Here is a 20,757-nt window from a genome sequence, read left to right as displayed (position 1 = left end):
TATGTTAAATTCAATTTTGGATAAAATCACTGCAATATCTTATGTGCAGGGTTACACACCTTATACACATAGTGTACTATAGAATAGTAAAAAATTTGTGTTCCAGAGAGAAAAAATGGTAAATATGGTCAAAAAGTTACTCCTATTGAGTGTGTTTTTTAGTTCTTTGATGTTCGGGGGTTTTCAATCGGCACTCAAAAAACAGAAGTTTTTGTCTCCTGAAGAGGCATTTCAAGTTGAAGCAGTACAACAGGGTGAGCAGATTGTAACGACACTTACAATGGCTGATAAGATACATATCTATAAAGAGACAATAAAGTTCATGGCCAAAGGCGATAAGGAGATCGTACTTAAACCTGAACTGTCTAAAGCTGAGGAATTGGATGGAGAGATGGTCTATAAAGGTGTACTCACCATTGCTATTCCAACAGAAAAGATCACTTCACAGATTTCTGGAGATTATACCTTTAGTGTAGAGTTCCAGGGATGTTCTGATGCAGGGCTGTGTTATTCTCCTATCATAAAAAGCTATCAATTTAAAGGTAAAGAACTTGGTGTGTGGGAGAAAATTGCAAAACTCTCTAAAGAGGGTAATGCATCAAAAATCGTAGATGTCCTGATCAACGAGAGTTCTATCTTTGTGCTCTTTTTATTTTTTATCTTTGGACTTCTTCTCTCTCTTACGCCGTGTATTTTCCCTATGATACCTATCCTCTCTTCGATCATTGTATCACAACAGGGAGCCGAGGAGAAAGCAAGTATGGGTAAAGCTTTCTTTATTTCATTCATCTATGTGCTTGCGATGGCAATGACCTATACGATCGTAGGGCTTGTAGCAGGACTTGTGGGTGCAGACCTGCAGGCTGCAATGCAAAACCCTTGGGTATTGACGACTTTTGCAGGTGTATTTGTCGCATTGGCACTTTCACTCTTTGGATATTATGAGATCGGACTGCCTGCCTCTATCCAGTCTAAATTAAGTAAAGCAAGTGACAATGCACAGGGTAAAGGTATTTTAGGAACAGCGATCATGGGTGCGCTTTCTGCATTGATCGTTGGCCCATGTACAGCCGCACCGATCTCTGGTGCCGTACTTTTCATCTCACATACAGGTGATGCTCTACTTGGTGGAGCTGCGCTCTTTGTGATGAGCATGGGTATGGGTATGCCTCTATTGCTTGTAGGACTGGGTGCCGGTAAGTTTATGCCGCGTCCTGGCGGATGGATGACCAGGGTTTCACAGAGCTTTGGTGTGATGATGCTTGCACTGGCGATCTTTATGCTTTCTCGTATTTTGTCTGAGGGTACGACGATGATGCTGTGGGCACTGCTCTTTATCGGTACGGCTATCTACATGGGGGTTTTTGAGAACAAACAAGGTGAAGGTGCTATGAAGCTCTTGAGAGTTCTTGCTATGGTATTCCTGCTTTATGGTGCTTCTCTTTTCATTGGAGCACTTAGCGGTGCAAACTCGATGTTAAGACCTTTTGAGAAATTTACATCGGCTACAGTATCCACATCTTCAGCTGCCGTAGTTACAGAAGAGAAGAGTTCACATCTTGGCTATAGTGTTGCAAGATTACAAGCTGAAATAGCTGCATCTGATAAGCCGGTTGTGGTTGATTTTGGAAAAGACTCATGTACGGCATGTAAAGAACTTGAAGAGATTACATTCCCTGATCCGGCAGTACAGGAGCAGCTTAAGCATTTTACTTTCATCAAGGTTGACTTGACTGCTAATACCGATGATGATAAAGCTATGCTCAAAGAGTATGGGTTATTCGGTACACCGAATATCATCTTTTTTGATAAGAACAACAATTACCTGCCGGAAAAAAGTTTGACAGGGTTTGTTCCGCCTGAGCAATTTGCAGTGCATTTAAAAGAGACAATATAAATAAAATATTAACATTAAAAATAATATTCTGTTATAATGAGTGCAATTATGTTTAAGAGATTTTAAGTGGAAAATATAAAGAAAAAAATTATTTTTTTAAAAAATGAGCTCTCTTCCTGCAAGGAGAGAGGTTTATATAATCATACGTTAGTGTCTCATATAACGCAGTTATCCAATGAAATCATCTCTGATCCTTCTCTCTCTAAACAGTTTGATAAAAATTCGAAGATATTTTTTCTTTCCAACAGAATGAATGATACTTTGAAAAGAAAAGCGCTTATGGATAAAAACAATCCTGACGAGAGAACAAAGCAGATATCAGACTTTATAGAACAGATAAACAGTGAAGCGCTTTTTTATGCCGAAGAGATATTTTCTACACTACTTACCGAACTGGGGATACCAAATGATATAAAAGTACCTGAGGTTCAGGAGAAAAAAGAACAATCAATTATACTCAAGAAGATAGCTGATAAAAAAATAGAACTTGATCAGCCGGATCTGGTTTTACATTTGACAATCGTCTTTGGAATGGTATTTTTTATTCTATGGTTTCACTGGATGTCGGTATGATATTGTGTGAGGTGAAAAATGTCAGATAATTATATAAACCATACTGTAAACTCACAATCGAATACGTTTATGAAAGATGTATTCTCTATTTTCCCCAGAGGGCATGAGAAGACTTTTTTAGTGATCTATACGATATTGGTTCCTTATGTACTAGGGTTACTTTTTTTTCTTTTTACTATAGGGAATGGCATTTTTAATATCTTGTCAAATATACCTTATATCGTAACTTGGCTTGTCGGTTATGAGGTCTTTTCTGTTTTCATACTTCTGTATATTGTTAAAAAAACTCTTTTTTTTACAATAAAATAGCTAGAGTAAGAGTAGAGTATCTCACTTTAAAAGGTGAAATACACTCTTTTGTATCCTAGTATTAGAGCAGTTCATTGAAAATGAATATAATGATCTCAAAAGCGATCAGGATGATAATGATCCATTCAAGAAGACTTGAATATTTGTGATGCTGTTCATCTGCAAGGATGCCTAAAATCTCTTGTAATATATTCAGTTTCCGGTTGAGTATCTCTATACGCGGTTGAATCTCAAGGTATTTTCTAGTCGCCAGGTAATACCCTTCAAGTTCCGGATATTCCCAGAAAAATTCAGGGGTATCAAGCAGTTCAAAGTGCAGATAGATACGGGATTTTGTGAGAAAAAGCCTTCCTCTTTCCTGTGCTATCTCTTTTCGTTTCATTGCTACCCGCCCATATTGAACCAATTCTTGAGGGATATGTTCTGTCTCAACAAGACTTTCAAGCATCGCATCTTCAAATTCACTAAGTTTCAATGACTGTGCTATGGCAAAGGAAACAGAGAGCATTGTAAGCTCATCGAGTTTATCTATGAAGATGGTATCCATTTCTATCTTGATAGACTGAACATTAGAATGTTTGAAGTTAAACTCTTCTGAACTTTTACAAGAAGCAGGAGTGGATTGGAGTTTATTTAGGATAAACTCTTCTCCCTCTATATCCCAAAATATAGCAATCCCATACGTGAAGATAAAAGCATACCCGTTATCTTTTTCTATGATAATGGCATCTTTAAGCACTTTTGCTCTAAAGGTTTCGATAGCATTTTGTGTGATCTCTTTGTAGTTAAAACTCTCAGAGAACTTATAGGTTCGTATAATTCCCATTTGAATGCTCTTTTCGGAATATATTTATAGTAATTATAGACTATATTTGTATTGTAGCTTATTCTTCATCTGTAGAATCTGTAGTATAAACACCTGTAAGTTTTTTCCACATGATAGAAGCTGTAAGTCCAAACCAGATGAGTAGACCCATCCCGATCGTTGCTGCCCATCCTGCCTGATCAAAATCAGCTACATTGATGATACCATACTCCTGAAGACCCCAGATAAATGCAGAGAGGATGATCACTGTAAGGATGGCACCGTAAAGCTTAAGGCTTTGGAAGATTGACTTGATTGCAAGCAGCCAGAGTGCCAACATGATGAGAATGCCAAATGGGTTAAATCCTGATAGGATATTATCTACATTTGAGATGTAGTGGATAAAGTGGTATCCGCTTGGATTCCATGTACCGATCGCAAGTGCCAATGACATGAGCAGTGTGACCCACCACTGTAGGTAGGTTACCTCTTTCCCTGTTTTGGTTTTTGCGGTTTTTGTAAGAAAGCCTGGTAACATTTCCTCCCCCTTGTATATACTGAATGGAAGTATTATATCAAAAGATAGTTTTTAGCTATAATGTTGAAAATAAATCGTGTGAGATACACGAGACAATGAAACGGAATAACACAATGACTTCAAAAACACAAAATCAGCATATCAAGATCGGCGAACTGAATACACTGAAGGTAGTACGTGATACAGACTACGGACTCTATTTGCAGGCTGAAGACTATGAAGAGGTTCTGCTTCCCAATGTCTATGTCATGGAAGATGAGATGCCGTTGGATGCACTCATTGATGTATTTGTTTATACAGACAGTGAGGATAGACCAGTAGCGACAACCAAAATGCCTTATGCAAAGCTGGGAGAGTATGGATACTTTACCGTAGTGGATTATAAATCTTATGGAGCTTTTGTTAACTGGGGGTTGCCAAAAGACCTTTTTGTCCCTCTTTCTCAGCAAAAAGAGTATTTCAATATTGGTAAAAAATACATCCTGCGTATCTGTCTGGATGATCAGACAGGGAGACTCTACGGTACACAGAAGATCGGCCAGTACTTTAATAGAAGTATGAAGGGACTGCATCAAAATAAAGAGCTTGAAGTACTGGTGATCGCAAAAACACCGCTGGGCTACAAAGTCGTAGCGGATAACCAGTATGAAGGGATGCTCTTTGATAATGAGATCTTTGAGGAGATTGGGGTAGGTACGCGTAAAAAAGCCTATATCAAAACAGTCCGAAAAGACGGTAAACTTGATCTGAGTCTGCAGCCTATCGGGAAAAAAGCAAAAGTGGATGAGGGAGAGCAAAAAATTCTGGATCTACTGGATGCACACAGTGAGGAATTACCTTTTACATATAAAAGTGATGCTGAGGAGATCAAGAAGGTCTTTGGAATGAGCAAGAAAAACTTCAAACGTACCTTAACTTCACTTTTGGAACAAAATAAGATTATACTCACTGAAGAGAGCATTGTAAAAGTGAAAGAAGGAGATTAAATTGGAACTAATGGAGCTTTTTAGAACAGGAGCACGATTTATTGAGGCGAGCAGTGACAATGACTTACCGGGTTTTGATATAGATGAGGTTGCCAGTGCACTTTCAAATATGTTCTCTCATCAAGACGGTACCCTTGACCTTAGTCCTATCATGATAGGACTTTCCAAAAGCGGATTGAGTGATATCGTAAATTCCTGGATGGGCAATGGAATAAATCTCCCAATTCTGCCGGAACAGATCGTTACATTGTTGGGAGAGGAGAGAGTAAGCAGATTTGCTGATGAGCTTGGTATTTCCCAAGAAAGTGCTGCATCAGCATTGGCCAAAGCACTTCCAAAAGTCGTGGATCAGGCTACAGGCGGGTCAGATTCAATCGTCGATGAGATGATCGGACAAGCTGGAAGCTCACAGGGTGCGATGGAATTGCTCAGCAAAATGTTCCGATAAATGACACTTTGGGACATTTTAATACAGCAAATTCTTTCTACGCTACAATATCCCAATCATGTATCATATTACAGACAAGATAATACCAGCATTTAGGGGATAGGGGATGCGTATTTTTCTACTACTGATTTTACCTTTTTTGCTTTTTGCAAAACCCTTCAAAGTTGCCACATATAATGTGGAGAATCTTTTTGATGCAAGCTATAGCGGTACAGAGTATGAAGAGTATACCCAAAAGCACAATTGGACAGAACGAATCGTAGATATCAAGCTCAATCACACTGCTGAGGTGATCTGTGATCTGGATGCAGATATACTGGGAGTACAAGAGATTGAAAATGAAAGTATCCTTCGTGCATTACAAAAAAAACTGGATGAGGTAGGGTGTGGTTATGCCCACCTGGCTATTACGCATAAAAAAGGGGCATCGGTACAAATAGGAGTACTTTCACGATTTCCTATCAAGTCTGCTAAAGAGATAGAAGTCAGTAAGGCTTCTGGAGTGAGGAATACACTTGATGCAGTGGTTGAAGTCCAAAACTATCCTATCCACATTTTTGTCAACCATTGGAAGTCACGTTCAAGGGAAGGTTGGGAGAGTAAGCGGATAGTATATGCAAAAGCATTGCAAAAGCATCTTCAAGCATTGCCTCAAGGAGTTGAGTATATCCTGCTTGGAGATTTTAACACAGACTATGATGCAGCTTGGTATCTTGAAAAACGTATCAATGATACGCAAGGTGCAACAGGCCTTCATCACATCTTACATGCAACTGAAGACAGCTCTCAGCTGTTCAAAGAGAATGGAGCGCATTATATGCTCTGGAGTGAACTAAATATGGATGCACGGTGGAATTTCAAGTTTTACGGCAAGCAGGGAACCCCTGATCATATCCTTTTGCCACGGACAATGGTGGATGGCAGAGGAATTGACTATATCGATGGTACATTCGGTGTTTTTAGACGACCTTATCTCTTTACAGAGCGCGGGTATATAAACAGTTGGGAGTATAAAGAAGGGAAACACAGGGGAAGAGGGTATTCTGACCATCTACCGCTTTATGCTTATTTTGATACCAAGCCATATCAGCATAGTAAAGCTGTAAACATTCTATCCCAAAGAGAAGTACAACCTATAGAGTACCTTTACACGGTAGAACAGTTATCGCACGAAGTGTTGCTCAAAGATGCTGTTGTCATATGGAAACAAGGAAGAAATGCACTGATCAAACAGAGCGTGAACGGGAGAGGGATATTTCTTTACGGGTGTGCAGACGGACTTGAGGAAGAAAGAGAGTATGATCTGCTGGTACGCGGGATCAAATCGTATCATGGGCTCAAAGAGATTACACATGCATATAGTCTCAAGGAAAAAGCATATACGGATAACTCAAAGTATTTTCTTACACAAACGGATCTTTCAAATCCTATAGCAAAACGGCAAAATGAAATTTTCAAATCTCTGACAGGAGTATATAAAGACGGATATTTTTATGCTAGCGGAAGAAAAATCCCTATCCACTTTAAAAAAAGAAAACAGACACCGCCAAATGGTGCTAAACTAAAGATAGCCTATGCCCATCTAGGGTATTATAAGAACCTACAGTTAGTGGTTTATAGCCCTAACGATTTTACTGTATTGGAGAAATGATGGCATTTTATCATTGGATTTTGGCGTTTCACGTTATGAGCTTTATCTCTTGGATGGCGATGCTTTTTTATCAGCCAAGACTCTATGTGTATCATAGTGAAAATGCTGACAATAAAGGTTTTGTAGAAGTAGTACAGATACAAGAGTACAAGCTTTTTAAATACATTGGAACACCCGCTATGTGGGCTACAATCATTTCCGGGGCCTTTATGCTCTATCTCAACCCTTCGATCTTTCAAAGCGGTGGCTGGATGCATGCGAAACTGCTTTTAGTACTGTTATTGTTTGTTTATCACTTTTCGTTGGAGTTTCACCGTAAGAGACTAATAGCAAATCCACATTATAGACCAGGGAGGTTCTATCGTTTTTATAACGAAGTGCCGACACTCTTGATGATGGGTATAGTGATCTTTGTAGTGGTTAAGCCTTTCTAAACTATGAACACTTTAACCTTCTTATGCTAGAATAACTAAAATTAATTTTAAAGGATTAGAAGTATGAATTTACCAGCTATCTCATTACCAAATATCGATCTACCGTTTGACATTCCGGTGTTATTACACCCTCCAGTAGATCATTTTGCTATAGCATTACCAATAGTGGTTTTACTAATTGAGTTTATCAACTTGTTTGTAAAGAAAAGATCTTTCTCTGTATTGTCATTCTTTTTAGTGATTGCAACTGTTGTTCTTGCTATCAGTGCATATTTAACAGGAAGTGTGGATGGTAAAGAAGCTTATCCGTTGTTGAATGAAATGGGTCAAGGTGAGCTTAAAGCGCATAAACTTTTAGGTACTTATCTTATGTTGGCTTCAGGGATTGTTCTTCTGTTTAAATTGGGTTCAATGTTATTTTCCAATGGACTTGTAAAAGCTTTTTATATTTTGGTGCTCGCAGTCTTTGTAGCGGGTGTTCTAAAACAAGGTGAAGATGGTGGGGAACTTGTGTATGAGTTCGGTGCAAATGTGGAAATGGTAAAAACACTTGATGACGAGAAGTTTGATATTCAAGAAGAACGTGATGAACTGGAAAGTGATCTAGAGTCTAAAACAGAAGAGTTGGAAGCTGCAAAAGAAGAGCTTGAATCACTTAAGGCTGAAGCTGCTACTGCAGCAGATGCTAATGTATCAACAGCAGATACAGAAACTTCAACAGAAAACTAGATGGCAGGCTTACGAGCCTCCATCCCCCTCTACTGTAAATTCTATATCATATCTCTCTTTAGGAATCTTAGTCTCAATATTTGCTAGATATTTTGCCATAAGAATTGTTTGTTCAGGAGTGAGTGCCTTGGCAAAAGAGATCATAATTGTTCCAAATGCGGTTCGAGTTTTCCCCTGCCGAAGGTCTTTAAGGCGTTTTAGTATCACATCCTCTTTTAGCCCTTGCAGTCTTGGTGAAGCGCCCATACCTTCTCCATAGTTGCCATGACATGAATTACAGGCATTTTGAAGATAGAGCAGCCTCATATCATTTTTTTGTTCCGGACTCAATTCTTCTGCACTGAGTGATAGTGTGATAATTGGTAATAACAATAATTTTTTCATAGTAGTATTATAATGAAAAGAGCTTAGTAGAGTATTCTGGCTAGATAAAGTCCTTCAGGCGGTGCAAGCCTGTGATTGTACTTTTTTATCCCTGCCAACTGTTCTTGAAGCTGTGATAGCTGCATCTCACCTTTGGCACACTGCATGGCACTTTCAATCATCATTCTTACCTGAGAGCGTAAAAATCCATTCGCTTCAAAGTAGATAAAGTGGTAATTGTCTTTTTCTCGGTACTTTGCTTGATAGATAGTGCGAACAGTAGTATGCGTATCACTGCCTGTTTTGTGAAAGTATTTAAAGTCGTGTTGTCCAATAAAACAATTTAGGGCTTTTTGAAGCACTGTTTTATCAAACTGATCATAGTAAGAGATGTAGTTTTTTTCAAAGACTGAAGGAGGCTGTGTTTTGAAGACATAGCGATAGAGTCGTTTCTTTGCACTGAACCTTGCATGAAAATCATCATCAACTTTTGCAATATGCTTAATAGCAATCGCGTTAAGTTTACGGTTGAGACTTAGTTTGAGTTTCTCCAGGTTATTCCAGTAGGAGGGAAGATCAAAGTGTATGACCTGGCCGGTTGCATGTACACCTCTGTCAGTACGGCCTGAACCGGTAATTTCTGAATCAATTTTTAAAGATTTCAATGCATGCTCTATATCTGAAGTGACAGTTTCTTTTGTACTCTTTTGTCGTTGAAAGCCAAAGAAAGCACTACCATCATAAGTGATCACTGCTTTAACACGCACTAAAAATACCTTGATACACGTTTATTAAATAGCCATCTGCCCACAAGCCATAAGAACACGCTGGTAACCAATACAAGGGCAAGGTTCCCGTTTTTTTGAAATACGGAAGCGATAAGATAGAGTATGAAAACCACAACAAAAGTAGTAAGTATGGTATGGTTTTTTTGATACCTTGGATTAATAATGGTAAATGCTGCAATCAGATAGACTGATAAGAGAGGAATAAGGCTTATAAAAAGATTGAAGAGTGCCTTATGCATTCTTTTTTTGTCGGTTTTTCCTTGAGCCCAATAAGATAGAACTGTTTTAAATTCAAAACCTTCTTCCCTGTTTTGGTCATAAACCTTCAACTCTTTGTATTGAGCCTCCTGCAACTTATTTTTGGTATAGGTATAACCATATCCGTCTGTAAGTTTTAGAAGCATAGTCCCATCCTCCTGCAGCAGTTCACCTTTTTGTGAACTAAAGAACTGTTCTTCGCCGCTCTTTGTCTGGTTATAGATGACAAGATTCTGAAAAGACTTATCATCTTTATCCTTGACATAAATATAGAAGTCCCCAAACTTTTGACCGATCTTTCCCGGTATGATATTGAAGCTCGCTTCTGCTCTTTTTTCTGTTTTAAAAGCGTTGTAGGCTTGTACACCCAAGGGCATAGTGATGAAGGAAATAGAGAGTAGCAACAAAGAGAAAAGGAGTGCTAAAATGAAGAAGCCTTTGAGTATAGATTTTGCTTTGATCCCTAATGAATGAAGTGCAATAAGTTCATTGTCTTGAGAGAGTCTTCCCAGTACACTAGAAAGTGCTGTAATAAACGAGAGAGGCAAAGTATAGAAAACGATCTCGGGAAGTGAGAGCATATAGAGCTTAAGCAGATCATAAAAGGTAAGATTGATCTTAGCGGTTAAAGAGGAGATCTGTATCAGAAAAACCATTGATACGATAAAGTAAACAGGTAAAAATATTGTCAAAAAGGACTTGGTAAAATTTGATGAAAGATACCCTCTGATATTAACCATAGATAATCAGCTCCAAAAGGTCAGCCGCCTGTGTATCAAAAAGATAGGTAATCAGTGTAGCCATTGCTAAAAAAGGTACGAAAGGTACACCCCGTTCTCTCCAGATAACTGCGGGGACCATGGCTAAGATTGCTGAGAGAAATATAGCGATAAAAAATCCGGGGAAACCGAGCAAAGCTCCCATGGTTCCCGCAACGATCACATCTGCACCTCCCATAGCCTCACGTTTTGCAATAAAAGAAGAGAAAAGACCTATAAGGTAGAGTCCACCTGCTGCGATCGCTGCATAGAGTGCTGCATCTATAAAGTTTGGTTGTACCAAAGCAAAAACAAGTGCTGCAAAGTTGACATTATCAGGTACAGCCATATATTCAAAGTCTATCACGACCAATGCAAATAGTGCAGCAAAGGAAGCTGCAACAAACGGAAGGTACCATACAAGACCGAGTTTAAAATAGAGCGCAAGAAAAATAACACCGGTCAATAGCTCTACGACAGGATACTGAGCAGATATTTTTTCATCACAAAATGCACATTTTCCGCCTAACGCGACCCAAGAGAAAATAGGTATATTGTGGTACCACTTAAGCGGTGTTCCGCAACTTTGACATTTGGATGCAGGAAAGACAATACTTTCGCCTTTAGGGATACGATAGATCACTACATTTAAAAATGAACCTATTAGAATCCCGAAAATAAATACGAAAACAGTGATAGCCAATTCCATTTAGACACCTCCAAAACGTCTAGTACGTTGTTGATATTTTTTTAATATTGTATCCAGCTCTTCAGCAGTAAAATCTGGCCACAATGTAGGGGTAAAGTAGAGTTCTGCATAACTCATTTGCCAGAGCAGAAAATTGGAAATTCTCTCTTCACCGCTTGTACGGATCATAAAATCTATATCGCTATAAGGCGTTTGCAAATTTGAAGAGATATCCTCTTCGGTAATTTCGGTTTTCCCTGCTTGGATCAATCTATTTACAGTATCAGTGATCTCGGCACGTCCACCATAGTTGAGTGCTAGAATTTGCGTCAGATTGGTATTGTTTTTAGTAAGTTCTTCAGTTTTTTTAATACGTTTTTGAAGTGCTGTAGAGAACTCCGAGATATTACCGATGGCTTGAAAACGTACACCGTATTGCTGGTATGTATCCAGCTCATTTTTGAGGTATCTATCTAGCAGTTTCATCAAAAACTCAACTTCCATTTTGGGACGTTTCCAGTTTTCTGTACTGAAAGCATAAAAGGTTGCAGTTTCGATGGTTTTATGTTTTGCACAATAGTTGGTGATCCCTCGAATGTTCTCTGCCCCTTTTTCATGTCCTTTGACACGTTGAAGGCCACGTTCTTGAGCCCATCTTCCATTGCCATCCATGATGATGGCCAGATGTTTGAGCGGAAGATCATTCATTAATCAGACCTTTGGCATGCTTTAGGATGTTTTGGGCAAGTGTCAGTTTATCTGCTTTGCCTAACGGCACAGTCCCTGTTTTGGTGATAAAGGTAATTTCATTATCAGAGGTACCAAAGCTGCTGGCATCCTTTAGCAGATTATAACAGACTGCATCAATATCTTTTTGTTCCAAAAGTGATTTTGCATTAGCGAGACCGTTTTGGCTATCCATCTCTGCTTTAAAGCCGACTACGGTGACTCCGTCTTTATTAAGTGAGGAGAGAATGTCCGGAGTCTGTTTGAGTTCAATGCTCCACTCTTCTCCCAGCATGGTTTTTTTCATTTTACCGTTTTGAGGGAATTTCGGCGTGTAGTCCGAGACAGCTGCCACCATGAAAAGATACGGTCTTTTTTGAATGAGTTCTATGGCATCGGGTGTATTGAGACTGGCTTTACTCATTTTTCCTTTTTTTGCTACACGCAGTGCATCTTGTGTATAGTCAAGAAGTTCCTCTGTACTCTCTACATCGATCGTATAGATATCCTTTGGCAATCCCTCATTCCCCGTTGAGGTGATATAACAGACATCAGCCCCTTTAAGATAGAGACACAATGCAACAGCTTGTGCCATTTTACCCGAAGAGAAGTTACTGATGTAACGTACTTCATCGATCTTCTCACGTGTACCGCCACCGGTGACCACAACACGTCTGTCTTCCCAGAAAGGTTCTCTTAGCAGGGCTTTTGCTGCAGCATAGAAGATCTCAATGGGCTCTGCCAAAGCACCACTACCGGTATCACCGCAGGCAAGGAGTTTGTCTTGCGGTTCTACTATCGTATAGTCATTGAGTTTGAGCATTTTGATAGAACCGGTAGTATAGTGATTTTTGAGCATTTGCGTATTGGCTGCAGGTGCTACTACGATCTCTTTGCTATAGGCCAAAGCTGTTTGAGTAAGGATATTATCTGCGATCCCTTTACTTAGTTTGTTGATCGTATTTGCTGTTGCAGGTGCGATCACAAACACATCACACTTTTTCCCGATCTCGATATGGTTGAGCTCACTGCTCCAGCTTTCACTGTTCTCAGTGAGTACCGGGTTACGTGTAAGTGCTTCAAAGGTAAGTGCTGAGACAAAACGTTCTGCTGCCGGTGTCATGACCACATGTACATCAGCTTCAGCTTTGACGAAGAGTCTTGCGATATCACATGACTTATACGCTGAGATACTTCCTGTAACTCCAAGAAGAACGGTTTTGCCTTTGAGTTTGAGTTGCATTATTTTTCTCCAAAGAATTTATAAAAGAAGTTTTTAATCGTCTTCATAGGTGTACGTGACATGGCAAGTTCACCTTTGGCAACGTTTTTGGTAATCGTGCTTCCTGCAGCAATGAGTACATCATCTTCGATTGTTATAGGTGCGATCAGTTGAGTGTCCGAGCCGATAAAGACATTTTTACCGATCTTAGTCTCATATTTGTTTTTACCGTCATAGTTACAAGTGATCGTTCCTGCACCGACATTGGTTCCTCTGTCGATCGTTGCATCTCCAAGATATGCCAGATGTCCGGCCTTTACACCTGTAAGTGTAGATTTTTTTACTTCCACAAAGTTGCCGATATGTGTATGTTGGAGGAAAGAGTTCGGTCTTACCCGTCCCATAGGTCCCACCGATGACTCTTCTATCACTGAATCCTCGATCACGGAGTTTGCTTTGATGTGCGCCTCTTTAAGTTTTGAAGCCCCAAGGATGGATACACCGTTCTCCAGGATACATTCACCTTCAAATGTAGCACGTGCATCAATAAAGATCGTTTGAGGCAGGCGCATGATCACACCTTCTCTCATCCAGTGGTTACGGATACGCGTCTGCATGATCTCCTCGGCATGTGCCAGGTCAAGCTTGGAGTTGACTCCTTTGAACTCCTCTTCTTCTACAAAGATGGGGTGAACTACCTTTTCTTCTTCGACAGCCATTTTAATAATATCGGTCAGATAGTATTCTGCCTGCGCATTGTTGTTGTTGAGTTTCGGAATGTATCGATCCAAAAGATCACTATTGATCGCATAGACTCCTGCATTCACATTTTTTACCAAAAGCTGTTTGGACGTACAGTCTTTTTGTTCTACGATCTCGTGCACATTGCCATCTTCAATGATCACACGTCCATAACCACTGGGATTTTCAAGTGTTATAACCGACATATTGATGTCTGCATCACCTGCCGTCAAGGCTTCAAGTGAGGATTTGGTGATCAATGGCATATCACCATTCAGGATCAATGTACGCTCATGTCTGGTCTTTACACCTTTCATGGCTCCGCCTGTACCAGGAAACTGTTCTACATCCTGGATATGAAATTGAATGCCATCATAGGCTGCTTCTATCTCCTCACGTATGCGTTCTTCCTGATGGTAGAGTACAACAGTAATATCCGTGGATATCTCTTGGGCAGCATCAATCGCGTGAAAGAGCATCGGTTTTCCCGAAATTGTGTGAAGGACTTTAGGTGTTAAAGATTTCATTCTAGTACCTTGTCCGGCTGCTAGTATGACTACACTGATAGACATCTTGTACCCCTTTTTGATAGAATAACATGAAAATTTATAGTATCGTGATTATATCGAATTAATTTAAAGGCATCGAAGTGACATGTAAACATTTTGGAGAGTGCGGCTCTTGTGGGCTTTATGATAAAAGTTATACACAACAGTTGGAATATAAAAAAGGGAAGGTCTCGCAACTTTTGGCACCTTTTTACAGTAATGCACTGGAGGTTTTTGATTCTCCTGATTCAGCTTACCGTGCCAGAGCGGAGTTCCGTATATGGCATGAGGGTGAGAGATGTGATTATGCAATGGGAAATATCGAGAAGAACGGTGCAGTGACGATAGGGGAGTGTCCTAAAGTCATTGAACCTATCCAAAAGCGCATGTGGAAGTTGCTGGAGAAGATCAACGCTTCTTCAGGTGTACTTAAAAACCGTCTTTTTGCGGTAGAGTTCTTAGCAACTACGACAGATGAGTGTCTGATCACAATGCTCTATCACCGTAAACTGGATGAAGCATGGACAGAGGAAGCCAAAGCTTTGGAGAAGGAGCTGGATGCCAAGATCATGGGTCGAAGCCGTAAGCAGAAGGTGGTGCTAAGCGATGAGTTTGTAACCGAGCAGCTTACAATTGATGACAAGCCTTTTAAGTATGTACAGTATGAGAGCGGATTCACCCAGCCTAACCCTCAGGTGGATGTGAAAATGATCGAATGGGCAATCAAACAAGCCAAAAAGGTTGGATACGGGGATTTCCTGGAGAGCTACTGCGGACTCGGGAATTTTACCTTACCCCTTTCACACTATTTTGAGAGAGTACTGGCTACGGAGATATCCAAGCGTTCTATTCAAGCTGCTCTTCGAAATTGCGAACTAAACAATGTAGAAAATATCACTTTTGCCAGATTGGCTTCTGAAGAGATGACTGAGGCGCTTCAGGGCAAAAGAGAGTTTAACAGACTCAGGGATATAGATCTTGGGAGCTATGATTTTAGTACGGTACTGGTTGATCCGCCAAGAGCAGGATTGGATGAGGGGACTATTCAGCTCATCAGTGATATTGAGCATATTATCTATATTTCATGTAATCCTGAGACACTTGCACGTGATCTAGAGACACTGACTCAAACACATGAAGTCCTCGAAGCGGCGATCTATGATCAGTTCCCACACACCGATCATGTAGAAAGCGGCGTGTTCCTGAAGAAAAAGTAGGGGAAATATTTAAGGTGAGATAAAGGGTTGAAAATATCTGTATCCCACCATCCTTTGGAGAATATTGTCGTCATTTAGATGGTTAATAAGCTATTTCATCTATTGTTAACATCATATGCTCTATTTTGGTACAGTAGTTTTGTACTACTTTCATTCCTGCATCTTTTGCTTTTTGGGCAGCAGCATTGTTAACAAGTCCGAGTTGTCCCCAAAAGACCTTTACATCACCGCGTTTGATACAGGCATCTGCAATCGCTTCAAATGCATCAGGTTTTCTGAAGATGTCAACCATATCGATCTCAAAAGGGATTTCGGCAAGTGAACGGTAAACTTTTTCGCCTAAGATTTCGTCTTCTTTGGGATATACAGGTACGATCTTATATCCGGCATTTTGAAGATATCTGGCTACCATATTGCTTGCTTTGCTTGCATCAGGAGAGAGTCCAAGGATAGCAATCGTCTTTGTATTTTCAAAAATTTCTTTCATCTCTTCTCTATTACTATTGACTGTTGGAAACTCACACTCCATAATCATTCCTTAATTTTGATATAATTTTCCCATTATTACTTAGGAAAGTTAATGTTAGACTTAAAAGAGATAGAAAAAGCGTATGAAAGAGTATCTGGTGTAGTGCATCGTACACCTTTTAGTCATGCGCCCATACTTAGCCAAAAAAGCGGTTATGAAGTACACCTTAAAAAAGAGAATCTCCAACGTACCGGAGCTTTTAAACTCAGAGGAGCATTTAACAAGATCGCATCTTTGATGGAATCCGGAGATATCACAGGTGTGGTGGCTGCCAGTGCAGGGAATCATGCGCAGGGTGTTGCTTATACGGCTCACCATTTTGGAATTGCTGCAACGATAGTAATGCCTGAATCTACACCATTAACCAAAATACTGGGTGTTAAAGAGTTTGGTGCTACTGTCATTTTACATGGTGCGAATTATGATGAGGCCTATGCGCATGCGACTGAATATGCCGAAGAAAAAGGCCTAAGTTTTGTACATCCTTTTGCTGATGAGGAAGTAATGGCAGGTCAAGGTACGATCACACTGGAGATGTTTGAAGATGTGAAAGACCTTGATGCTATCGTCGTGCCAGTAGGTGGCGGTGGACTGATTAGCGGTATTGCTGTCGCTGCCAAAGCACTCAACCCTGATATCAAGATCATCGGTGTCTCTGCGGAGGGTGCACCTGCGATGAAAAAATCCTATGATGCACAAACACCGATCGATACAACCAGTGTACGGACAATTGCAGATGGAATTGCAGTGCGTGATACTTCTCCTGTAACGTTGGAATATATTTTGAAGTATGTGGATGTGTTTGAAACGGTATGTGAGGATGAGATCGCTGCAGCAATTCTTTTCTTGCTGGAAAAGCAGAAAGTACTGGTAGAAGGTGCAGGAGCAGTGGGTGTGGCTGCATTGATGCATGGCAAACTGAAACTGCCTCAAAATGCTAAAGTAGGAGTGGTGCTCAGTGGAGGGAATATCGATGTTACAATGCTTTCTCTCATTATCGAAAAAGGTCTGGTGAAGAGCAGTAGAAAAATGAAACTTTCTGTATTGATGGTCGATAAACCGGGTTCATTGATGCACTTTACCGAGCTTTTGACTAAAGTCGGTGCGAATATTGTCCAGATTGGCTATGACAGAACCTCTATTGACCTTGAATTTGGCGATGCGACTGTTTCTGTACATCTTGAGACAAAAGGTATAGAGCACCAGGAACAGATACGTGATGTACTTAGAGAGGGCGGATTCAGCTTTAAAGAAGAGTATTAAAAAAGTAGGATATGAATCACACTATTTTTTAAAAGGAATGTTTTGATCGCTATAGATTTAGGCTCGAATACATTAAGAGTGATACAGCTTGACTGTGAGATATCACAGTATATAGCTGAGTATGAAAAGATCGTTAAAACTGCTGATGGATTGGCAGCTACCGGTATAGTGAGTGATGCTGCTGTTGAGAGAATAATTGCTGGACTAATGGAAGCTAAAACGAAGATCGACTTTGAGAAACATCCGCTTAAAGCAGTTACTACTGAAGCGATACGTAAAGCCAAGAATGCCCAAGCAGTACTTGAAAAGATCAAAAAAGAGACAGGTGTTGAGTTTGAGATTATTAGTGGTGATGAAGAAGCACGACTTACCCTTCTTGCGGTGAAGCATAGACTTTCACAGTTGCATTATGCTTCACGGAACTTCGTGGTAGTTGACATAGGTGGAGGTTCTACAGAGCTTATTTTTCATTATGAGGATGAGGTGATAGCTCGAAGTTTTCCTATCGGTATCGTGACTGTAGCACAGACCTATGAAACACTTGAGAATATCCAAAAAGAACTGCCTGATGCTATGTTCGGTATAGAAAAGTTCTGCGCAGAAGTATTTGCAACTAAAGGGCATATCAGCTCTTTGGTTGCAACTGCAGGTACACCTACCAGTGTTGCAGCAATGAAACTGGGACAGAACTATGCTACTTATGATGCAAGCAAGATCAACGGTACGACACTCACTGCAGGTGAACTTGATTTTTATCTGGAAAAACTTTTGGCTATGCCTTTGGAGAAGCGTGAAGAGACATGCGGAACAGGTCGCTCTGACCTTATAGCTGCAGGTATCTTGATCTTTAAGCATCTCTTTAAAATCCTGGAATGTGACAAGTGTATCGTAGTAGATGATGGATTACGTGAAGGTGTAGCGTTAGAAGGGTGTAAAGATTTTTAATTCAGACAATCTTTATCCTAATTTGGTATAACTATCTTCCTTAAACCTCTTTTTTGATATAATCAGAGGAAAATTAACAATATGGAGCGTGTGATCATGCAGATGAGTGGTGCACAGATGGTGTGTGAGGCGATCATCGCTGAGGGTGTAAAGACCGTTTTTGGTTACCCCGGCGGTGCGATCATGCACGTGTATGATGAGATATATAAGCAAAACGGGTTTGAACATATTTTGACCCGTCACGAGCAAGCAGCCGTACATGCGGCTGATGGGTATGCCAGAGCAACAGGTGAGGTTGGTGTTGCAATGGTAACCAGCGGACCGGGATTTACTAATGCAGTGACAGGATTGGCTACAGCATATATGGATTCTATCCCAATGGTCGTTATCTCAGGACAAGTGCCACTCTCTCTGATCGGTACGGATGGATTTCAGGAGATTGATGCGGTAGGTATATCAAGACCTTGTACAAAGCACAATTTCTTAGTACGTAATCTTGAAGAGCTCCCTCGTATTATCAAAGAGGCATTTTACCTGGCTAGAAGCGGAAGACCGGGACCGGTACTGGTAGATGTTCCAAAAGATATTACAGTAGATATCGGTGAATTTGTCTATCCTACAGAGGTAAATATTCCTACATATAAGCCTACGTATAAAGGGAACAAACGCCAGATCGAAAAGGCTGCTGAAGCGATCAAGAAGTCGAAAAAACCTTTGCTTTATGTCGGTGGAGGGGCGGTTCTTTCTGATGCTTATATCCTTGTAAGAGAATTGGCTGAGAAGACTCAGATCCCTGTTGTTGAAACATTGATGGCAAGAGGTGTAATGGGTGCGGGTAATCCGTTACTTCTTGGAATGCTTGGAATGCATGGAAACTATTCATCCAATATGGCGATGAGTGAGACTGACCTGGTTATCTCTTTGGGTGCAAGATTTGATGACAGAGTTACGGGTAAACTCTCAGAGTTTGCAAAATACGCAGATGTTATTCATGTTGATATCGACCCGGCAAATATTGCAAAATTGGTAGATGTTGATTACCCTATCGTTGGAGATGTTAAACAGGTTTTAGAGGATCTTATCCCGTTACTTGAAGATGTTAATACAGACCGTTACCAGGCGTGGAGAGAGATACTTAAACGTTATGATGAGCTTCACCCTCAATCTTTTGTGGACAGTGATACAGAGATCAAACCTCAGTGGGTTATAGAGCGTATCGGCGAACTGGTTGGTGAACAGGCGATCATCACTTCAGATGTTGGTCAGCACCAAATGTGGGCTGCACAGCACTACCCGTTTGACAGACCGCGTCAATGGATCAACTCCGGTGGTCTTGGAACGATGGGATTTGGTTTCCCTGCAGCGATCGGTGCAAAAGTAGCAGTACCTGAAAAGACTGTAATTAACATTACAGGAGACGGATCGATCTTGATGAATATGCAGGAGCTTGTTACTGCAGCTGAGTACAAGACTCCGGTTATCAATATTATCCTTAACAACCAGTTCCTTGGAATGGTACGTCAGTGGCAGAGTTTCTTCTATGAGAAACGTTTCTCTGAAACTGATCTTACTTTTCAACCGAACTTTAAGATGTTGGCTGAAGCATGTGGCGGTATCGGATATGATGTTACGACTAAAGAAGAATTTGATGCTGCACTGAAAGATGCGATTGAAAAAGATCAAGTATGTTTCATGAACGTTGCGATCAGTCGTTTTGAGAACGTACTTCCAATGGTACCGGCAGGTGGTGCACTCTTTAATATGATGTTACCACAGAAGAGCGAAGACGATAAAGGAGAGAAGTAATGAGTATAGATAATGAAAGACGTGTAATCTCAGTTATCGTAATGAACGAAAGTTCGGTACTTGCGCGTGTAACTTCACTCTTTGCAGCACGTGGGTATAACATCTCATCATTAACTGTTGCTCCTATACCGAACAGTGAAATGTCACATATCACTATTGAAACACAGGGAAGTTCAAGAGTGATGGAACAGATCACCAAGCAGCTTCATAAACTCATCCCTGTTTACAAAGTGATCGAACATGAAGAGATGGTTGAAAAAGAGATGGTACTTGTCAAGTTCCCTATTGCAGAAAACCTGAGTGATATTTCGGCACTTTGCAGTGCTTATAATGGCGGTATCGTTAATGTCGGAACGGAAATGGTGATCGCAATGGTGGCAGATGAGCCATCCCGTGTTAAACACTTTATTGAGGCAACCGAGCGTTATAATCCGATTGAGGTGGTGCGTGGCGGCGTAGTTGCCATTGAGCGTTAACACACTTATTTTCTTCCCGCATTTTATGCGGGAATCTCACTTCTAGAATAATTTTTACC

General features: G+C 40.4%; 22 protein-coding genes. 12 read left to right on the top strand and 10 right to left on the bottom strand.

Annotated elements, in window-relative coordinates:
- Window positions 1–115 precede the first annotated feature (115 nt).
- Window positions 116–1,897, top strand: coding sequence for a protein-disulfide reductase DsbD (dsbD, locus tag PGH07_RS03195; RefSeq protein WP_289412493.1), 1,782 nt, complete (start codon window positions 116–118; stop codon window positions 1,895–1,897).
- A gap of 261 nt (window positions 1,898–2,158) precedes the next feature.
- A complete protein-coding gene (locus tag PGH07_RS03190) occupies window positions 2,159–2,470 on the top strand; it encodes a hypothetical protein (protein ID WP_289412492.1) in 312 nt (103 codons plus the stop codon).
- Between the two features lie 370 nt (window positions 2,471–2,840).
- On the opposite strand, the gene PGH07_RS03185 is transcribed toward PGH07_RS03190, so the two are convergent.
- Both PGH07_RS03185 and PGH07_RS03180 read right to left on the bottom strand, forming a co-directional pair.
- Complete coding sequence (locus PGH07_RS03185) at window positions 2,841–3,605, bottom strand: RMD1 family protein (RefSeq protein WP_289412490.1); 765 nt, start codon at window positions 3,603–3,605, stop codon at window positions 2,841–2,843.
- 58 nt (window positions 3,606–3,663) lie between these two features.
- On the bottom strand, window positions 3,664–4,122 hold the full coding sequence (locus PGH07_RS03180; protein WP_289412488.1) for a DUF6524 family protein: 459 nt from the start codon (window positions 4,120–4,122) through the stop codon (window positions 3,664–3,666).
- A gap of 113 nt (window positions 4,123–4,235) precedes the next feature.
- Here PGH07_RS03180 and PGH07_RS03175 point away from each other — a divergent pair, with 113 nt between their 5' ends.
- From PGH07_RS03175 to PGH07_RS03155, 5 genes are all read left to right on the top strand, one after another.
- Entirely contained in the window at window positions 4,236–5,108 is an 873-nt protein-coding gene (locus PGH07_RS03175; RefSeq protein WP_289412487.1) for a CvfB family protein, read from the top strand.
- Between the two features lie 10 nt (window positions 5,109–5,118).
- Window positions 5,119–5,556 carry a YidB family protein gene (locus PGH07_RS03170; RefSeq protein ID WP_289413076.1) on the top strand — a complete coding sequence of 146 codons (438 nt, stop codon included), beginning with the start codon at window positions 5,119–5,121 and terminating at the stop codon, window positions 5,554–5,556.
- A 106-nt stretch (window positions 5,557–5,662) separates the two neighbouring features.
- On the top strand, window positions 5,663–7,207 hold the full coding sequence (locus PGH07_RS03165) for an endonuclease/exonuclease/phosphatase family protein (RefSeq protein ID WP_289412486.1): 1,545 nt from the start codon (window positions 5,663–5,665) through the stop codon (window positions 7,205–7,207).
- Window positions 7,207–7,641 (top strand): protoporphyrinogen oxidase HemJ, encoded by a 435-nt coding sequence (gene hemJ / locus PGH07_RS03160; RefSeq protein ID WP_289412485.1) that lies wholly within the window; start codon window positions 7,207–7,209, stop codon window positions 7,639–7,641. The genes PGH07_RS03165 and hemJ overlap by 1 nt, the downstream gene beginning before the upstream one ends.
- Window positions 7,642–7,704: 63 nt before the next feature.
- Window positions 7,705–8,370, top strand: coding sequence for a DUF2231 domain-containing protein (locus tag PGH07_RS03155; RefSeq protein WP_289412484.1), 666 nt, complete (start codon window positions 7,705–7,707; stop codon window positions 8,368–8,370).
- A 9-nt stretch (window positions 8,371–8,379) separates the two neighbouring features.
- On the opposite strand, the gene PGH07_RS03150 is transcribed toward PGH07_RS03155, so the two are convergent.
- Genes PGH07_RS03150 through glmU form a run of 7 tightly spaced genes read right to left on the bottom strand, consistent with a single transcriptional unit; the run spans window position 8,380 to window position 14,486 of the window.
- A complete protein-coding gene (locus tag PGH07_RS03150; protein ID WP_289412483.1) occupies window positions 8,380–8,742 on the bottom strand; it encodes a c-type cytochrome in 363 nt (120 codons plus the stop codon).
- A gap of 35 nt (window positions 8,743–8,777) precedes the next feature.
- Window positions 8,778–9,500: a tRNA pseudouridine(38-40) synthase TruA gene (gene truA, locus PGH07_RS03145; RefSeq protein WP_289412482.1), complete on the bottom strand. Its 723-nt coding sequence runs from the start codon at window positions 9,498–9,500 to the stop codon at window positions 8,778–8,780.
- On the bottom strand, window positions 9,500–10,519 hold the full coding sequence (locus PGH07_RS03140; RefSeq protein ID WP_289412481.1) for an LptF/LptG family permease: 1,020 nt from the start codon (window positions 10,517–10,519) through the stop codon (window positions 9,500–9,502). Before PGH07_RS03140 ends, truA begins: the two co-directional genes overlap by 1 nt.
- Window positions 10,512–11,246 (bottom strand): prepilin peptidase, encoded by a 735-nt coding sequence (locus PGH07_RS03135; protein ID WP_289412479.1) that lies wholly within the window; start codon window positions 11,244–11,246, stop codon window positions 10,512–10,514. Before PGH07_RS03135 ends, PGH07_RS03140 begins: the two co-directional genes overlap by 8 nt.
- On the bottom strand, window positions 11,247–11,933 hold the full coding sequence (uppS, locus tag PGH07_RS03130) for a polyprenyl diphosphate synthase (RefSeq protein ID WP_289412478.1): 687 nt from the start codon (window positions 11,931–11,933) through the stop codon (window positions 11,247–11,249).
- Window positions 11,926–13,194: a bifunctional phosphopantothenoylcysteine decarboxylase/phosphopantothenate--cysteine ligase CoaBC gene (gene coaBC / locus PGH07_RS03125; protein ID WP_289412477.1), complete on the bottom strand. Its 1,269-nt coding sequence runs from the start codon at window positions 13,192–13,194 to the stop codon at window positions 11,926–11,928. The genes uppS and coaBC overlap by 8 nt, the downstream gene beginning before the upstream one ends.
- Window positions 13,194–14,486: a bifunctional UDP-N-acetylglucosamine diphosphorylase/glucosamine-1-phosphate N-acetyltransferase GlmU gene (gene glmU / locus PGH07_RS03120; RefSeq protein ID WP_289412476.1), complete on the bottom strand. Its 1,293-nt coding sequence runs from the start codon at window positions 14,484–14,486 to the stop codon at window positions 13,194–13,196. The genes coaBC and glmU overlap by 1 nt, the downstream gene beginning before the upstream one ends.
- Window positions 14,487–14,563: 77 nt before the next feature.
- Here glmU and trmA point away from each other — a divergent pair, with 77 nt between their 5' ends.
- Complete coding sequence (trmA, locus tag PGH07_RS03115; protein WP_289412475.1) at window positions 14,564–15,679, top strand: tRNA (uridine(54)-C5)-methyltransferase TrmA; 1,116 nt, start codon at window positions 14,564–14,566, stop codon at window positions 15,677–15,679.
- An 82-nt stretch (window positions 15,680–15,761) separates the two neighbouring features.
- Here trmA and PGH07_RS03110 read toward each other — a convergent pair whose 3' ends face one another.
- Window positions 15,762–16,208, bottom strand: a complete 447-nt coding sequence (locus PGH07_RS03110; RefSeq protein WP_289412474.1) for a CoA-binding protein — start codon at window positions 16,206–16,208, stop codon at window positions 15,762–15,764.
- 51 nt (window positions 16,209–16,259) lie between these two features.
- Between PGH07_RS03110 and ilvA the strand changes: the two genes are divergently transcribed.
- The 4 genes from ilvA (at window position 16,260) to ilvN (ending at window position 20,698) form a co-directional block, all read left to right on the top strand.
- Window positions 16,260–17,471 (top strand): threonine ammonia-lyase, encoded by a 1,212-nt coding sequence (gene ilvA / locus PGH07_RS03105; protein WP_289412473.1) that lies wholly within the window; start codon window positions 16,260–16,262, stop codon window positions 17,469–17,471.
- A gap of 42 nt (window positions 17,472–17,513) precedes the next feature.
- On the top strand, window positions 17,514–18,416 hold the full coding sequence (locus tag PGH07_RS03100) for a Ppx/GppA phosphatase family protein (protein WP_289412472.1): 903 nt from the start codon (window positions 17,514–17,516) through the stop codon (window positions 18,414–18,416).
- Window positions 18,417–18,512: 96 nt separating this feature from the next.
- Window positions 18,513–20,222, top strand: coding sequence for an acetolactate synthase large subunit (locus PGH07_RS03095; RefSeq protein ID WP_289413074.1), 1,710 nt, complete (start codon window positions 18,513–18,515; stop codon window positions 20,220–20,222).
- Window positions 20,222–20,698 carry an acetolactate synthase small subunit gene (ilvN, locus tag PGH07_RS03090; protein WP_289412471.1) on the top strand — a complete coding sequence of 159 codons (477 nt, stop codon included), beginning with the start codon at window positions 20,222–20,224 and terminating at the stop codon, window positions 20,696–20,698. The genes PGH07_RS03095 and ilvN overlap by 1 nt, the downstream gene beginning before the upstream one ends.
- Window positions 20,699–20,757: the final 59 nt, after the last annotated feature.

The organism is Sulfurovum zhangzhouensis (assembly GCF_030347965.1).
In the GTDB taxonomy this organism is placed as follows: Bacteria; Campylobacterota; Campylobacteria; order Campylobacterales; family Sulfurovaceae; genus Sulfurovum; species Sulfurovum zhangzhouensis.
This window is presented reverse-complemented; position numbering and strand designations above follow the sequence as displayed.

Coding starts and splice junctions, on each gene's coding strand:
- PGH07_RS03155 (WP_289412484.1), top strand. CDS start 7,705: ATGAATTTACCAGCTATCTCATTACCAAATATCGATCTACCGTTTGAC.
- PGH07_RS03095 (WP_289413074.1), top strand. CDS start 18,513: ATGCAGATGAGTGGTGCACAGATGGTGTGTGAGGCGATCATCGCTGAG.
- ilvN (WP_289412471.1), top strand. CDS start 20,222: ATGAGTATAGATAATGAAAGACGTGTAATCTCAGTTATCGTAATGAAC.
- coaBC (WP_289412477.1), bottom strand. CDS start 13,194: ATGCAACTCAAACTCAAAGGCAAAACCGTTCTTCTTGGAGTTACAGGA.
- dsbD (WP_289412493.1), top strand. CDS start 116: ATGGTAAATATGGTCAAAAAGTTACTCCTATTGAGTGTGTTTTTTAGT.
- PGH07_RS03180 (WP_289412488.1), bottom strand. CDS start 4,122: ATGTTACCAGGCTTTCTTACAAAAACCGCAAAAACCAAAACAGGGAAA.
- PGH07_RS03185 (WP_289412490.1), bottom strand. CDS start 3,605: ATGGGAATTATACGAACCTATAAGTTCTCTGAGAGTTTTAACTACAAA.
- uppS (WP_289412478.1), bottom strand. CDS start 11,933: ATGAATGATCTTCCGCTCAAACATCTGGCCATCATCATGGATGGCAAT.
- glmU (WP_289412476.1), bottom strand. CDS start 14,486: ATGTCTATCAGTGTAGTCATACTAGCAGCCGGACAAGGTACTAGAATG.
- PGH07_RS03110 (WP_289412474.1), bottom strand. CDS start 16,208: ATGGAGTGTGAGTTTCCAACAGTCAATAGTAATAGAGAAGAGATGAAA.
- PGH07_RS03140 (WP_289412481.1), bottom strand. CDS start 10,519: ATGGTTAATATCAGAGGGTATCTTTCATCAAATTTTACCAAGTCCTTT.
- hemJ (WP_289412485.1), top strand. CDS start 7,207: ATGGCATTTTATCATTGGATTTTGGCGTTTCACGTTATGAGCTTTATC.
- PGH07_RS03170 (WP_289413076.1), top strand. CDS start 5,119: ATGGAGCTTTTTAGAACAGGAGCACGATTTATTGAGGCGAGCAGTGAC.
- PGH07_RS03175 (WP_289412487.1), top strand. CDS start 4,236: ATGACTTCAAAAACACAAAATCAGCATATCAAGATCGGCGAACTGAAT.
- PGH07_RS03165 (WP_289412486.1), top strand. CDS start 5,663: ATGCGTATTTTTCTACTACTGATTTTACCTTTTTTGCTTTTTGCAAAA.
- ilvA (WP_289412473.1), top strand. CDS start 16,260: ATGTTAGACTTAAAAGAGATAGAAAAAGCGTATGAAAGAGTATCTGGT.
- PGH07_RS03135 (WP_289412479.1), bottom strand. CDS start 11,246: ATGGAATTGGCTATCACTGTTTTCGTATTTATTTTCGGGATTCTAATA.